At 40.5% G+C, this 14,254-nt stretch carries 13 protein-coding genes and 1 tRNA gene; 4 read left to right on the top strand and 10 right to left on the bottom strand.

The genetic code is table 11. The features are described 5' to 3' along the window. Positions 1 to 202: 202 nt before the first annotated feature. Positions 203 to 287: transfer RNA gene (locus N5852_RS01275), tRNA-Leu, on the bottom strand. 345 nt (positions 288 to 632) lie between these two features. Between N5852_RS01275 and N5852_RS01270 the strand changes: the two genes are divergently transcribed. Continuing rightward, complete coding sequence (locus N5852_RS01270; RefSeq protein ID WP_262098577.1) at positions 633 to 1,220, top strand: YqaA family protein; 588 nt, start codon at positions 633 to 635, stop codon at positions 1,218 to 1,220. 44 nt (positions 1,221 to 1,264) lie between these two features. Next, positions 1,265 to 1,792 carry a disulfide bond formation protein B gene (locus tag N5852_RS01265; protein WP_262098576.1) on the top strand — a complete coding sequence of 176 codons (528 nt, stop codon included), beginning with the start codon at positions 1,265 to 1,267 and terminating at the stop codon, positions 1,790 to 1,792. An 87-nt stretch (positions 1,793 to 1,879) separates the two neighbouring features. Here N5852_RS01265 and N5852_RS01260 read toward each other — a convergent pair whose 3' ends face one another. The 6 genes from N5852_RS01260 to N5852_RS01235 all read right to left on the bottom strand — a co-directional run bounded on the left by N5852_RS01260 (position 1,880) and on the right by N5852_RS01235 (position 9,543). Continuing rightward, positions 1,880 to 3,058: a metallophosphoesterase gene (locus tag N5852_RS01260; protein ID WP_262098575.1), complete on the bottom strand. Its 1,179-nt coding sequence runs from the start codon at positions 3,056 to 3,058 to the stop codon at positions 1,880 to 1,882. Between the two features lie 268 nt (positions 3,059 to 3,326). Then, positions 3,327 to 5,294 carry a bifunctional sugar phosphate isomerase/epimerase/4-hydroxyphenylpyruvate dioxygenase family protein gene (locus N5852_RS01255; protein WP_262098574.1) on the bottom strand — a complete coding sequence of 656 codons (1,968 nt, stop codon included), beginning with the start codon at positions 5,292 to 5,294 and terminating at the stop codon, positions 3,327 to 3,329. 108 nt (positions 5,295 to 5,402) lie between these two features. Then, positions 5,403 to 6,608, bottom strand: a complete 1,206-nt coding sequence (gene pcaF, locus N5852_RS01250) for a 3-oxoadipyl-CoA thiolase (RefSeq protein ID WP_262098573.1) — start codon at positions 6,606 to 6,608, stop codon at positions 5,403 to 5,405. Between the two features lies 1 nt (position 6,609). After that, positions 6,610 to 7,305, bottom strand: a complete 696-nt coding sequence (locus N5852_RS01245) for a 3-oxoacid CoA-transferase subunit B (RefSeq protein ID WP_262098572.1) — start codon at positions 7,303 to 7,305, stop codon at positions 6,610 to 6,612. Further along, positions 7,302 to 8,009: a 3-oxoacid CoA-transferase subunit A gene (locus tag N5852_RS01240; protein ID WP_262098571.1), complete on the bottom strand. Its 708-nt coding sequence runs from the start codon at positions 8,007 to 8,009 to the stop codon at positions 7,302 to 7,304. Before N5852_RS01240 ends, N5852_RS01245 begins: the two co-directional genes overlap by 4 nt. A 124-nt stretch (positions 8,010 to 8,133) precedes the next feature. Continuing rightward, positions 8,134 to 9,543, bottom strand: coding sequence for an MFS transporter (locus N5852_RS01235; protein WP_262098570.1), 1,410 nt, complete (start codon positions 9,541 to 9,543; stop codon positions 8,134 to 8,136). Positions 9,544 to 10,391: 848 nt separating this feature from the next. Here N5852_RS01235 and N5852_RS01230 point away from each other — a divergent pair. Beyond that, positions 10,392 to 10,865 (top strand): MaoC family dehydratase, encoded by a 474-nt coding sequence (locus tag N5852_RS01230; RefSeq protein ID WP_262098569.1) that lies wholly within the window; start codon positions 10,392 to 10,394, stop codon positions 10,863 to 10,865. Positions 10,866 to 10,961: 96 nt separating this feature from the next. On the opposite strand, the gene N5852_RS01225 is transcribed toward N5852_RS01230, so the two are convergent. Both N5852_RS01225 and N5852_RS01220 read right to left on the bottom strand, forming a co-directional pair. Next, positions 10,962 to 11,321 (bottom strand): hypothetical protein, encoded by a 360-nt coding sequence (locus tag N5852_RS01225; RefSeq protein WP_262098568.1) that lies wholly within the window; start codon positions 11,319 to 11,321, stop codon positions 10,962 to 10,964. Continuing rightward, the gene (locus N5852_RS01220; RefSeq protein WP_262098567.1) at positions 11,318 to 11,656 is read right to left on the bottom strand and encodes an ArsR/SmtB family transcription factor; all 339 of its coding nucleotides are present in this window, start codon (positions 11,654 to 11,656) and stop codon (positions 11,318 to 11,320) included. Before N5852_RS01220 ends, N5852_RS01225 begins: the two co-directional genes overlap by 4 nt. A gap of 154 nt (positions 11,657 to 11,810) precedes the next feature. Here N5852_RS01220 and N5852_RS01215 point away from each other — a divergent pair, with 154 nt between their 5' ends. After that, on the top strand, positions 11,811 to 12,479 hold the full coding sequence (locus N5852_RS01215; RefSeq protein WP_262098566.1) for a glutathione S-transferase: 669 nt from the start codon (positions 11,811 to 11,813) through the stop codon (positions 12,477 to 12,479). A gap of 163 nt (positions 12,480 to 12,642) precedes the next feature. Here the strand turns inward: N5852_RS01215 and N5852_RS01210 are convergent, their stop codons facing one another. Then, positions 12,643 to 14,157 carry a DUF1963 domain-containing protein gene (locus N5852_RS01210; protein WP_262098565.1) on the bottom strand — a complete coding sequence of 505 codons (1,515 nt, stop codon included), beginning with the start codon at positions 14,155 to 14,157 and terminating at the stop codon, positions 12,643 to 12,645. Between the last annotated feature and the right edge of the window lie 97 nt (positions 14,158 to 14,254).

Raw genomic sequence — 14,254 nt, 5'->3', positions numbered from 1 at the left:
AATGTCGCTTTACATATTATATGAGGTTTTAATGTGCGATTGGTTTAGAAGTTTGTAGAACAAGACATAGATTGCCACAGCTAAAGCATATTGGTGAGTTAGCTAGAAAACTCTATAAGAAGACATGTATCTAAATCAACATGTAGTTGCATAGGATATGCAGCTTCTGAAGTGAATGCTTATGTAATGAATTGAATATAATTGGTACGGATGGTCGGACTCGAACCGACACTCTGTTAAGAAATGGATTTTGAGTCCATCGCGTCTACCAGTTCCGCCACACCCGCACAATAGGATCAGGCAAATCAGCCTGTCAGCGTGGGTTGATCTATAGCGAGATGTATAAGTTCGTCAATGCCTTTTTTTCATTTTTATGCATTTTTTTTAGAAAAAATTGATTTTTTTAAAATTATTCCATCAATAACCGTAATATTAGCGCCATTCAGCGTAATTATTTGACGAGAATTAGATATGAGTCGGACATTGCCTTACTAAAACAATATTTAAATCATTACAAAAGACCTATAACCAGATATTTGATGATATGCGGCAATGAACTTACAAAACTTGTTAAGGTTTTTAACCTATATAATTGCGTAACAGAAAAAATTTGCCATTAGGAAACTATGTAAATGTTGAAACGGCTTACCGCATGGACAATTTCACTCGCAGGGCGTAAATCTGCTCAATATTGGTTGGCCTTTGTTGCTTTTATTGAAAGCTCGGTATTTTTAATCCCGGCAGATGTGTTGTTTGTACCCATGTCTATGGTCAAACCTAAAAAGGCCTATCATTATGCATTGATTGCGACCATTTTTTCGGTTTTAGGCGGTATCGCTGGCTGGCTACTTGGACATTATGCCTATGAGGCCATTGCGAAACCAGTTTTAGAATTTTATGGTAAACTTGAAGCATTTGAAGCCTTGCGTAGTAGTTCAAGTATCGATTTTATTCTTTTTCTTCTTGTCACATCAGGGCTTTCGCATTTACCGCCGATTAAAATTGTTACAATTCTTTCGGGGGCTGCTGGCGTTAATATCTGGCTGTTTATTATTTCTTCTATTTTAGCGCGTGGCGCACGCTTTTATTTGCTTGCCTGGGTTTTACGCAAATATGGCCCTAGCATTCTTGATTTCGTGGTTAAGCGTTTAACCTTGGTGGTTGCGATAATATGTGTCATTGTTATTATAGGTTTCACCGCCTATAAGTTAATGCATTAAGATATTTTTATAATTCAAGAGAAAATCTTAGGAACTGATAAACGATGTTCACCTTAACCTCTCCATTTCATAAAACCGATGCGACGCAAACTGGTTTATCCGCCCTATTATTTGTTTTAATGGCAGCAACAATTTTGACTGCATTGGGCTTTCAATATATTGGTGGTTTTTTGCCTTGCAAGCTTTGCCTTGAAGAGCGTATTCCATATTATATTGGTACTCCGTTGCTAGCACTATGTTTTATGCTGAGCTATATGCGTGGCCCGGGCGCACTTATTCGCCTTATCTTTATTATTGTCTTTGTTTTAACATTTTATAATTTTGCTCTATCGGTCTATCATGCTGGGGCTGAATATAAATTTTGGCAAGGGCCAAGTGATTGCTCAAGCACTCAACTTTCTATTGGTAGCGATGCATCAACATTATTAAGTCGCTTAAATGCAACACGCCCAGTATCCTGCTCTGATGCGGCCTTTCAAATTTTTGGTATCTCTATGGCGGGAATGAATGCCATAGCATCGCTGTTTTTTGCTTTTCTTGCATTTTTAGGTGCGTTTGCTCGTAAAAAATAATTTTTAAAAACACAGTGAGATAAAAAAGGCTATTTCCATCATGGAAATAGCCTTTTTTATGTAATATTTAAAAATTGCGATTAGCGTTTAAAACTGACGATCTAATCGAAGTGAATCAGCAAGCTGGGGCGGGAAGTCAATCTCGAAATCTGAAAAGCTTGGATCTTGGCCAAATGTATGCTCACCATCGCGACCAGCATATTTATTCAAAAGAGTTGAATAGGTATAAAAATGGATCTTTTGCCTTTTTGTATCAAATTCAATAAAGCGCATCCAGCCAGCTCCGCCATTAGCGGTTTCAGGTTTGCTGTCGCGACCAACCGTGTTGCCTTGATAGTCCTGCACTAATTGATAGACGGGAAAACCCGCTTCATTTTTATCAACGCGCATATTCTGACCATTGGAAACACCAGCGACAGGCGGCGTATAGTGATGGCCTGACAAGACCATAAAAATGCGGGTATTTTTACGAATGAACTGGTCCCAAATTTCATCCGGCGGTAAATGATCGGTTCCTTCAAAATAATATTTATAATCATTTGAACGAGCGGTTTCACCCTTAAAATTTGGTTTGAACCATTCATGCGTCGTGACAATTATCGGCATATCGGGATTAGTATCAACCACCCTTTGCGCCCAATCCAAAACACGGGCACTTGGCTCTTGTTCAAGACCGATATGCAGCATTTTTTTGCCCGCAGCTTCAAAAATTTGGAAGCTGTTAAGACCGCCGCCATATGCACCACCATACCAATCCTTACCAGTAAAGTGGCGTGACTGCGGGCCAAAATAAAGATTAAATACTGTACCGCCTTTCAGCGGCCTATTTTTTCCCGGACTGTTAAAGCCATCATACCAAGAATAATTATCATAATCATGATTGCCTGGAACGATGGAAAACGGAATACCACTTTCTGAAAGCACCGATATGCCAATATTTGCGTAGTCCCATTCGCTTCTTGTATCCCAATAAGTATATTGGCCAACAATACCCGTGCGAAACTGCCCATCACCATGTTGAACGACATCACCGATATGGCTAACAAAAACAATATTTTTTTCCTGCTTTTGGTCGGCAATATATTGCATTTGTTGAATAAATGTATTGACACCACGTGGCTGCGCCATGGTTATATCATTATAATTTTGTGTATCAGAAATAACTCCGATAGTAAATTTTTCGGCAGCTGAATAATTAATGCCTGCAAAGGTAGCAAGCCCTAAAGCTAAAATACCAATGGCTTTAAATTGCTTCAATATTCTCATCAAATACCCCGTTTTTAAAGTTAATTGGAAGAGTTTTCATGATAAAACATCAAAATAATAGCAATATATTTTATTATAAGATGCAATTTATAGTATGAAAACCTTGAATTAAGGGAATTTTAATTGATGACAATTACAAATCTATGACATTAGAGCGCATTTTTTGTCCGGAAACCGCTTCACACTTTTCGGAAAATACTCTAAATGCCTTATTACAATTATACGAAGATATTTTAGCGCTCAATATTTTGGTGTTTTCAAAAACACCTTAATCTTTAGGCGAAGTTGTAATTTTGGGCATGCCAGCTGGTGTAATTTGTTTTTTCTGGGCAGAAATTCTAAAAATTGCATTGGCAGCGCCATAACCATCATAGGGCTTTTTACTGCCTTCACCTTTTGCTTGGCGTTGCACAACTTCAAAGAAGAAACCCTCGCCATAAGTTTCACTATAAAGCTGGAAATAATCACCATTTTCATCGCTATCAAATAGAATATGATTTTCGCGCAATTTTTGGCAAAATTCCTCATCAAGCCCAAACCGCGCTTCAACATCATCAAAATAGTTAGGTGATATTTTCAATGTCTTAAAACCATTGTGACGTAAAGCTTTTGCCGTTTTAAAAATATCATTGGTTAAGAAAGCAATATGTTGAATACCAGCACCAAATTTATCGGCGATAAAATGTCCCGCTAAAGTGTGGCGGTTTTCAGCGCCATTAAGGGTAATGCGCAAATTTCCTGTTTCATTAGCTATAACTTGACTGCGAATAATACCTGATGGATCAATAATATCCACAGCAGGCGTTTTTTGCACATCAAAAATCGATGTATAGAACAACACCCAACTCAGCATCTCGTCAAAATCAACCGTTTGAGCAATATGGTCAATATGCAAGAGTCCAGCATCCGTTAAATTTGCATCTATTATATTTGAGTTTGCGGTATTAATCTCATCATCACTTATAACAGCGTCAAAATCATTGATTGCGAAATCCTTAAGCCCAGTTTTATCATCAATGAAATAGATAATGCCACCGCCAACACCGCGAATAGCTGGAATTTTGGTCTGGCCGTCTGGTACCGACTGTTCAAATGGCACACTATCCAATGCAATTGCACGTTTAAACGCGGCATCTGCATCATCAACATTTAAGGCAACCGCATAGGCCATAGTGCCATGCATAACAAAAGACAGATTAGAAAAACCATTTTCATCGCGATTAACAATGAGACGTATATCGCCTTGAGTAAACAGATCAACATTTTTGGTTTTGTGTTGGCCGCTCTTTTTAAAGCCTAATTGTGCAAGTAATGAAAAAAGCGCACTAGCTTGTTTATTATCGGTTGAGAACTCAATAAAATCAATGCCATTGACCTTAACAGGTGCGGGCATTTTCTTTAATTGCAAGGTTTTAGAATGGGTTTGCCGCCGCACATTATCCGCAAGATTGAGCAATGAACGATGACCATCATGGGCAATTAAAAATGGCGATCCACCGCGAAAGCGATCATTAAATATTTCTAGCGAAAAATACCCATCATAGCCAATTTCAGTTATAGCGGCGGTAAAATCTTTAACCGCTAGATCGCCCTCACCTGGCATATTTCTAAAATGTCGGCTCCAGTAAAGCAAATCCATATCCAAAAGTGGTGCATCCGCCAATTGCACAAGAAATAGTTTATCCTTGTTAATTGCCTTTATCGACTGGCTATCAATGCCACGTGACAAACTATGGAAACTATCTAGAATAAGGCCAATATTAGGGTGATCGGCTTGCTGTACCACTTTCCAAGCATCACGGTGGTCATAAATATGCTTGCCCCAAGCCAAGGCTTCAAAGCCAACCTTTATGCCTCTTTGTTTGGCTCGCTCACCCAGTTCACGAAAATCATCGGCAGCGCGTTCAATTCCGCCAAGACAAACGGCCGAAAGATTGGAGCACACCAAGAGCATATCAGCACCTAATTTTTGCATGATATCGAATTTTTTCTCAGCGCGATCAAAGGCACGTTGGCGGTAAGGATCAGGCATGCCTTCAAAGTCACGAAAAGGCTGGAAGAGTGTAATGGCCAAGCCATGATCTCGCACCATATTGCCAACATCTTCGGGCTTGCCATCAAAGGTTAGAAAATCATTTTCAAATATTTCAACCCCGTCAAAACCTGCTTTGGCAATAGCTGCCAATTTTTCCGGCAGGGTTCCAGAAATGGATACGGTGGCTATGGAAGTTTTCATCACATCACTCCTAAAAACCTGCAAAAGGTAATATTGATAAGCTGTTCCAGTTTTGGCAGGGCAGCTTTAATTGTAATACTGTTTCACATTTTGCTATTGCTAAAAACTTCACACCTTTTCAAGCGCGATAGCAATGCCTTGGCCAACCCCAATACACATGGTGGCAAGGGCCAGTTTCTTATTGTTAAGCGCACATTCTAGTGCAGCAGTGCCAGTAATACGCGCGCCCGACATGCCAAGCGGATGACCAAGAGCAATAGCACCGCCATTAAGATTAATATAATCGGCCTTTTCATCTAGACCTAGTTCACGCAAAACAGCAATGCCTTGGCTAGCAAAGGCCTCATTTAGCTCAATAATATCAAAATCTTGCGGTGTGATATTTAAGCGCGCACATAATTTTTGTGTTGCAGGAGCTGGGCCAATGCCCATAATGCGCGGTGGCACGCCAGCCATAGCCCCGCCTAAAATGCGTACTAATGGTTTGAGATTATATTTTTTAACCGCAGCTTCTGACGCAATAATTAATGCTGCCGCGCCGTCATTAACGCCAGATGCATTGCCAGCAGTAACGGTTGCGCCTGCCATTTTGTTAATAGTTTTTAATTTAGCCAATGTTTCCAATGATGTTGCACGCGGATGTTCATCTTTGCTTACCAAGATCGGTTCTTTTTTCCCCTGCGGTACACTTACTGCAATGATTTCCTTGGCAAGGCGACCATTATTTTGGGCAATTGCTGCTTTTTCTTGGCTGCGCAATGCAAAATGATCCTGATCCTCGCGGGAGATATGATAGTCAATCGCCACATGATCGCCAGTTTCCGGCATTGAATCCACACCATATTGCGCCTTCATCACTGGATTAACAAAACGCCAACCAATAGTTGTATCATAAATTTCTGCCTTACGGGAAAAGGCTGATTCAGCTTTTGGCAAAACAAACGGCGCGCGTGACATGCTTTCAACGCCGCCTGCAATGATAAGATCAGCCTCACCCGACTTAATTGCACGGGAAGCTGCAATAATTGCATCCATACCAGAACCACAAAGGCGATTTATTGTTGTACCACTCACATTAACCGGCATTCCAGCTAATAAAAGCGACTGACGGGCAATATTGCGGTTATCCTCGCCAGCTTGATTGGCACCACCAAAAATTACATCGTCAACTTCGTCAAAGGCAATAGAGGTTTGTCTTTCCATCAAAGCTTTTAGCACCAGCGCACCAAGATCATCAGGGCGCATAGGGGCAAGAGCACCGCCAAAACGGCCAATAGGAGTACGAATATAATCACAAATAAAAGCGTCGCCCATTTTATTCCCCAACCTCTGGTACAATTAATTCTTTCACATCACCGTCAAGATGCAATTTAGCACCAGTCATCGCTTGTAAGTCATCAACCGACATATTGGCCAGCTTTTCACGCAAAACAAAATGACCATCAACCACATCAACAACCGCGTGGCTGGTATAGATACGGGTAATACATTGCACGCCGGTAAGCGGAAAGGTGCAAGCTTCAACCAATTTGGGTTCACCCTTTTTAGTGACATGCTCGGTAATGACAAAAACCTGTTTTGCACCATGAACAAGATCCATAGCACCACCGACTGCCGGCACACCTTTGCTGCCAACCCGCCAATTGGCAAGATCGCCATTTTGTGCCACTTGATAGGCACCAAGAATAGCAACATCGAGATGGCCGCCGCGCACCATGGCAAAACTATCGGCATGGTGGAAGAAAGAAGCGCCCGGCTTTAGCGTCACAGCCTTTTTGCCGGCATTGATAAGATCCCAGTCTTCACTGCCCTTTGGCGGTGCTTCACCAAAGTTTAACACACCATTTTCGGTGTGGAAAATAGCTTGCCGACCAGCTGGCTGATAACCCGCCACCATTTCAGGAAAACCAATACCAAGATTAACATAAGCGCCATCCATAATATCTTGGGCGGCACGCCATGCAATTTGCGCATTGGATAATTTAATATCATCAAAAACATTAAGGCTCATTGATATATCACTCCTGCCCTGATCAATTCTTCTTCTTGTTGAGGATTGGTCACTTCCACAACAGCATTGACAAATATTCCCGGTGTTATAACGTCTTCAGGATCAATTTCTCCGGCAGTTACAATTTTGGATACTTGAACAATGGTATTTTGCGCCGCCATACACATTAGAGGATTAAAATTGCGAGCAGCTTTATTATAGGTAAGATTGCCCTGCTCATCGCCAAGCTTTGCTTTAATCAAAGCAAAATCAGCTTTTAGCCAACGCTCTTGCACATAAAAACGGCCATCAAATTCGGCAATTGGCTTGCCTTCACTTAATTCCGTGCCATAGGCTGTTGGGGTGTAAAAAGCTGGGATACCTGCCCCCCCTGCTCTGATGCGTTCAGCTAATGTGCCTTGTGGTACAAGTTCAAGTTCAATCTTGCCAGCAAGATAAGCATCGGTAAAGGCACGAGGATCAGACGAGCGCGGAAAGGAACAGATCATTTTTTTGACCATGCCAGCGTCAATCATGGCAGCAATACCAATACGCCCATTGCCAGCATTATTATTAATAATTGTGAGGTCTTTTGCGCCCTTATCAATCAATGCATGAATAAGTTCAATTGGTGCACCTGAACCGCCAAATCCGCCAATCATTACGGTGGCACCATCATGGATATTTTTGACAGCATCGGCTAAACTGCCAATTGTTTTATTCATGCTCTTTCTCCCAATTTGAAAAATCAATTTGATAACGCCAACACTTTGATACAAATTGAATGTGGAATCTTATAAGCGAGCATTTCGAATAATAAGTTGAAATGCTCACTTGATTTTAAAGCTATTAGGCTGGCTTTACGACACGCAAAACAGAGCTAGTGCGGGCCTTTTCATATTCTTCTTTATCAACTGGCTGCGCATCGGGATTACCAAGATCTTCACCACGAAGACGGTAGGTTTCACGTGAAACGAAAACCGCAAAGCCGGATATGCATGTTATGCCAAAGCTAAAGAGGCCAATCGTTAAAGCAATATTTGCAGATCCGGGTGAAGCGACCCAAACAAAAACCGATGCCATGAAAGAGGCAGCAGGCACGCCAATATTATTAGAAATAGCAACCGCAGAAACGCGCACTTCAGGTGGGAAAAGTTCGGGGTAATAGCAAGGATAAACCGCATTGAAACCTTGATAGATAAAGCCCCAACCGATCATCGCATAAATGATTGCAGTAAAGAGATCACCTTGGCTGATCGCATTTAAGAAGAAATAAGACATGGCACCAGAACCAACAATACCAATGATTGCAACTGGCCGGCGACCGAATTTATCTGATGCCATGCCCATAAGAGGCGTTGCAAAAACGGCAACAATATTGGCTAAAACTGTAACCCAAAGATATGCATCCTTGGTCATATTAATACCATAAGCTTCTTGGATCGCATAAGTTGCACCAAAAACAGCAATGGTAACTGGCACAATATTATTTAGCGACATGAAAGTGACTTTAAGCATATCACGCCAATGATATTTTAACGCTTGCATGACTGGTGCTTTTGGCTTTTTGCCTTGCTTAACCTCATTGGTAAATGTTTTTGTTTCATTGACATGGCGGCGGATCAATATGCCAGCAATAATAACGATAATGGATAACCAAAATGGTACGCGCCAGCCCCAAGACAAAAATGCGTCATCTGACAAAAAGTAAGAAAAAGGTATAAAAATAGCTGCAGCAAGGAGCTGACCGAAACTAATACCCTGCTGAGCAAAACTGCCGTAAAAACCGCGGCGTCCAAGAGGGGCTTGCTCAAGGATCAGCGAACCGGCACCCGACATTTCGCCAGCAACAGCAAAGCCTTGCACAAGCCGTAACACCAGCAATAGAATAGGAGCGAGCATGCCAACTTGTTGATAGGTTGGCAGTAAACCTACACCAATAGTTGAAACGCCCATTAGAAACATGCAAAGGATAAGCACGCTTTTACGTCCATAGCGATCACCCCAATGGCCAAGGGCAATAGCACCAATCGGCCGCGCAACATAACCAACACCATAAAATGCCAAGGATGCAATTATGGCAGCTGTTTCATTACCTTCAGGAAAAAACAATTTTGGAAATACGAATGACGCCGCCATAGCGTAAATAAAGAAGTCATAATATTCAAGGGTGGACCCGATCCAACCACTCGCCGCAGCCTTACGTGATTCCTTAGTCTGAGATGTGGTATTATCCACATTATTTACTGATGTGCCCATTTTGTCTCCTCCTGATGACTGTAGTGCATTTTAAAAAAGATGCCGCACCCTTTCTCCAACAATAAGGCCCAAGATGCTAATCGATTTTAAGTTTTCAAAAATCAATAAATTGCTCTTATTGCAATATTAAAAGGGCTCCCCGATTTAACTTTTTTAAAAATACATTTTGCGATTTCCAACCAATGGGCAGCACCAACTAAAGTATTGAACTTTAACCTATCTGCAAAGCTGTTTTGAAATCACCGTCATTTGTTTGCATATAATGAAATGGAATACTCCTCGTCTCCCATTTTTCTTTTCTATAACTAATTTAATATTAGAAGTCAAAAAAAATATTATAATCATAACTATAAGGTTATGTTAATCGAATATATAGTTATATTTTTTCTAAACAATATGAAAAATCTAATTATGAATTGACGCTTAAAATTAATCTGTTGTTTTTACGCGCTTTTACGAAAAAGCTCGCGAAGGCAGCTTCATAGCCAGCGCAAATCAGCGGATAATTTTTGAATAATGTCGGTAAATCAGATTATTGCTAATATAAGAAGCCAAAATAGTTTTTTTTTAGTCATAAAGCTGCTATGCGATTGCACACAGATCTGGTTTTAGCTGAAAACCTCATATATTTATAAAGAATGAGCTTTTAATGTTGATATCAAGGCTCTGCACCTTATCGCACCTCACACCATATAGAGGTTGTGGCGGTTGCCAAATTGTTGGTTTGTCATATTTTACGTTAATAGACGTATTTTTTGCAAAAATACTTTAAATAAGGTGAAGCAAAGGGTTTGCCGCCAAGCAAACCAGAGCGCAGATGAATAAAGGGTAATTGAATGGAGGCCGTTATGGCAAAAAAAGTAACAGTTGCGGATATACCGCAATCAATTGGCCAAGAAGTAGGCCTGTCCGATTGGCGTATTGTTAGCCAGGATATGATCAACCAATTTGCTGATGCAACTGATGACCATCAATTTATCCATACTGACCCTTTAAAAGCCAAAGAAACACCTTTTGGTGGTACGATTGCACACGGATTTTTGACACTTTCGCTCTTATCTACCCTTGCCTATGAAGCATTGCCGGAACTCGAAGGCCAAACTTTTGGCATTAATTACGGGTTTGACAAGGTACGCTTCATGGCACCAGTCAAAACGGGCAGCAAAGTAAGGGCACGTTTTGTCGTTTCCGATGCAGAAATTCGGCCCTCAGGGCGTATTGTTTTCCATTATAATGTGACGCTTGAAATTGAAAATAGCAAAAAGCCAGCTTTGACAGCCGACTGGATTACGATTGCTATGGTACCACCTAAAGAAGATTGATTAATACGATTGTCACATTACAATTGACATATATATCGGCCTAAATGCATTTGGGGGATAATCGCTTACCCCCCAAAATTTAAAAAAAATTTTTAATTATTTTGAAACAACTTCCAATGGCCCATGGTCATCACAATGATCGCCATGAGGATGGTGTAAACGGCCATCGACCAAATAATCGACATGATCGCCATGCGGTACAGCTTCGTGACCGCAATTTGGCCCATGCACATGGGCATGATCATGGCCAAGATGATCAGCAATTGGATGGCAACCATCGGGATTTTCTGAACTTACTTCAATCACATGCTCATCAACATGGCCATCATGGGGATGATGCAAATGACCATCATGTAAAAAATCAATGTGATCGCCGTGCTTTACAGCAGTATGGCCGCAATTTTCGCCATGCTCGTGGTCGTGATTGGCATGCTGGGGATGATTACAAGTACTCATGATAATTCCTCTTTATCGCTATGATTTTCATGTAAATGACTATGTATGTGCGGTTCGCAAGCATGCTCTAAAGCATTATTAATCAATGCAAGAATATGATGATCTGCAATGGAATAAATAACCCTTTGTCCATCTTTGCGTCTTTCTACCAAATGTGCATTTAAAAGAACTTTCAAGCGGGCAGAGACGGTACCAATTTTATCGCCTTCAATTTGCGATAACTCACCGACACTGCGCTCACTTTGTGCAAGCAACATAACGGTTTTAAGTCTTAAGGGGTCACTAAGCGCTTTAAACATTTTTGCTGCAAGTTCAATTTGATGTCGTGTATTCATTTAAATTCCAATATTCTAACAATTGATAGAATATTGGATAAATCATGTCTTGTCAAGACTGAACAACGCGCTTTAATTTACTGATATTTAGATGACATTTTTAAAACATATAGGCATACTATGAATGCAACTGGAGACTCTATAAGAGGGCAACATGTTAACATTACATTATCTAGAACGGTCTCGCTCTTTTCGCATCATTTGGGCGCTTGAGGAATTACAAAAAAGCTATGAAATCAAGTACTATAAAAGATCCCTTACATTTTCGGCTCCGGCTGAATTAAAAAAGATTCACCCTTTGGGGAAAGCACCGATTTTACAGGATAATGATGATGTCATTGCTGAGTCTGCGGTTATTTTGGAATATCTTCAAAGCAAATATGATCAACAAAATCAATTCAAACCACAAAAAGATATAGATGTTTTTCAATATTTATATTGGATGCATTATGCTGAAGGCTCATTAATGCCTTTAATAATGTTTCAATTTGTTATGAATAAGGTGAGCGAAAAAGTTCCATTTTTAATTCGCCCAATTGTTAATATCATTACAACAGGTATTAAAGCCAATTTTAGCCAACCACGATTAAATGAGCACATCACATTTGTTGAAGATCATTTGTCCAAACATGATTACTTTGCTGGCAATTTTAGTTTTGCTGATATCCAAATGAGTTTTGCGTTAGAAGCGCTATCTTCTATAATTCCAGACCAATGTCCACATATTCAAGCATTTTTAAAAAGAACCCAAGAACGCTCAGCCTATAAAAAAGCAAAAAGCGATTTAGAAGCCTTAAATGCCAACGAGCAGCTTGACTTTTAGAGCGCACTTCGATCTACCTGAATCAGATCGGCGCTCTAATCCATTGTTTTCACCGCGTTTTTTACCCGAAAACCGCTTCACACTTTTCGGAAAAACGCTCTAATGGTTGAAAATAGGGTTTGTTTCTTGGTTCAAACAGTATGTGGATAAACCTAAAATCAATTTAAGCTGAATCGATAGCCGCATAGGTTCTGCTGAAATCGCCTTTTATGGTGTCTTTACGATTTGCAGCAATGATAAAGCAACCTAAATCCCAAAATTGAAAATCAACTTCACCGCCGCCTTGTAAAGCACATAGAATAAACCAATCATCATCTTCAAGATCATTCCAACCCTGCTGTTTGGCGTAAGCGGCAGCTTTAACACAAATTGTGCCATCCATATCACTTACTGCATCAGCATAAGTTCCAAACATCTGATGCTGCGGCCCTTCGCCAAAGGTCATTTCATCCCTTACGGCAATGGCAAGATCAAGAGAGCGCCTAAAATCAATACCTTGCCAAACGTTTTTATCAAAATAATAGGGCAAACATATGCAAGGCAAAAATTTCAATTTCTGACAAGAACGGGGAATTTCCTGTTCGGACGCAAAAGCCATTAATTTTTGACCATCGCGGTAAAAAGCAAAACGCCCATCTTCATCAAGCTGCGCTTCAATATCGCCGCGTTTTTTATTTGTAACCACACCGCGATACCCGCCATTTCCATCGCTTTCCCAGCCAACCATATTGTGGGCAGCAAAGGTAATATCTTCGGCATCATCGGCTATGTCATGGCGAATAAAGTTATAGTAATCAACATTGAACATCACATGCCAATCATCACCATCATTGCCATAAAACAATGAAATTAAGCCCTGTTGCGGTAAATAATCTTGATTGTCTACAATATCAGCAAGGTTGATTTGCGCTAAAAAATTATAGTAAAAGCCTTGGCTATCACGCGGCCAAAGAGTATCTGGTGCAAGATCTGGCCCACCGCCAATACGGCTTTGCCCAATATCTTCATCTGCTTCACCATTTTCTATCATACGTATGGCAGGCATTGCTAATGCATGAATAGTGTCTCGCTTTTCGCTTAAGCCACTTGCTTTAATTGCAGCATCAAGCTTTGCTGCAATAGCTTGATCATCCATAATAATATCCCTCATATTATTGTTTTTTGCAAATTGCTCTTGTTCATGATCCTTTGCTAAGCCTTGTGGAGATGGAAAATTGACGACGATCCCATCTGTTGTCTCCGCCTCTACCAATGGTCGAATACTGGCAAGTATGGTCTTAATCGCGTTTTTATAGTCGGTAAAATCAGTTTCTAAACAAATACCGGTAAAACGAAAGGCAAAATCAAACCCTACAATTTTAGCAATTGCTTTATAACGATAAAAATTGATGGCGGGTTTACTGGCAAGAGGAAAGAAGCTTCGCACGGAATATAGACCGCTCGCTCCTCCTTGCGTAAATTCCCCCTCTTCAATAACATCATTTTCCTTCTCAACCATATTTTGTAAAAGGTTTTCCAAGTCTTCGCTAAGCGCAATGTTCGCTTCTGGGGCAATTCCAAAATCACCAATACGATCCCCGTCTGCATTGAGTTTTTGCAAAATAACCGCTTTGGGCAGCTTTAATACGCGGTCGAAATATCGATCACTTTTAAAATAAAAGACATCAAGCTCAGACAAATTATAACTCCCATAAAACAATAAAACTCAAAAAAAAGATAATTAGGACAGCAATCTAACTTAAGGCGAAGAAGCGATGCGAATTGAAATTATTGTT

This window comes from Bartonella sp. HY328, assembly GCF_025449335.1.
Lineage (GTDB): Bacteria > Pseudomonadota > Alphaproteobacteria > Rhizobiales > Rhizobiaceae > HY038.
This window is presented reverse-complemented; position numbering and strand designations above follow the sequence as displayed.

Coding starts and splice junctions, on each gene's coding strand:
- N5852_RS01270 (WP_262098577.1), top strand. CDS start 633: ATGTTGAAACGGCTTACCGCATGGACAATTTCACTCGCAGGGCGTAAA.
- N5852_RS01265 (WP_262098576.1), top strand. CDS start 1,265: ATGTTCACCTTAACCTCTCCATTTCATAAAACCGATGCGACGCAAACT.
- N5852_RS01260 (WP_262098575.1), bottom strand. CDS start 3,058: ATGAGAATATTGAAGCAATTTAAAGCCATTGGTATTTTAGCTTTAGGG.
- N5852_RS01255 (WP_262098574.1), bottom strand. CDS start 5,294: ATGAAAACTTCCATAGCCACCGTATCCATTTCTGGAACCCTGCCGGAA.
- pcaF (WP_262098573.1), bottom strand. CDS start 6,608: ATGGGCGACGCTTTTATTTGTGATTATATTCGTACTCCTATTGGCCGT.
- N5852_RS01245 (WP_262098572.1), bottom strand. CDS start 7,305: ATGAGCCTTAATGTTTTTGATGATATTAAATTATCCAATGCGCAAATT.
- N5852_RS01240 (WP_262098571.1), bottom strand. CDS start 8,009: ATGAATAAAACAATTGGCAGTTTAGCCGATGCTGTCAAAAATATCCAT.
- N5852_RS01235 (WP_262098570.1), bottom strand. CDS start 9,543: ATGGGCACATCAGTAAATAATGTGGATAATACCACATCTCAGACTAAG.
- N5852_RS01230 (WP_262098569.1), top strand. CDS start 10,392: ATGGCAAAAAAAGTAACAGTTGCGGATATACCGCAATCAATTGGCCAA.
- N5852_RS01225 (WP_262098568.1), bottom strand. CDS start 11,321: ATGAGTACTTGTAATCATCCCCAGCATGCCAATCACGACCACGAGCAT.
- N5852_RS01220 (WP_262098567.1), bottom strand. CDS start 11,656: ATGAATACACGACATCAAATTGAACTTGCAGCAAAAATGTTTAAAGCG.
- N5852_RS01215 (WP_262098566.1), top strand. CDS start 11,811: ATGTTAACATTACATTATCTAGAACGGTCTCGCTCTTTTCGCATCATT.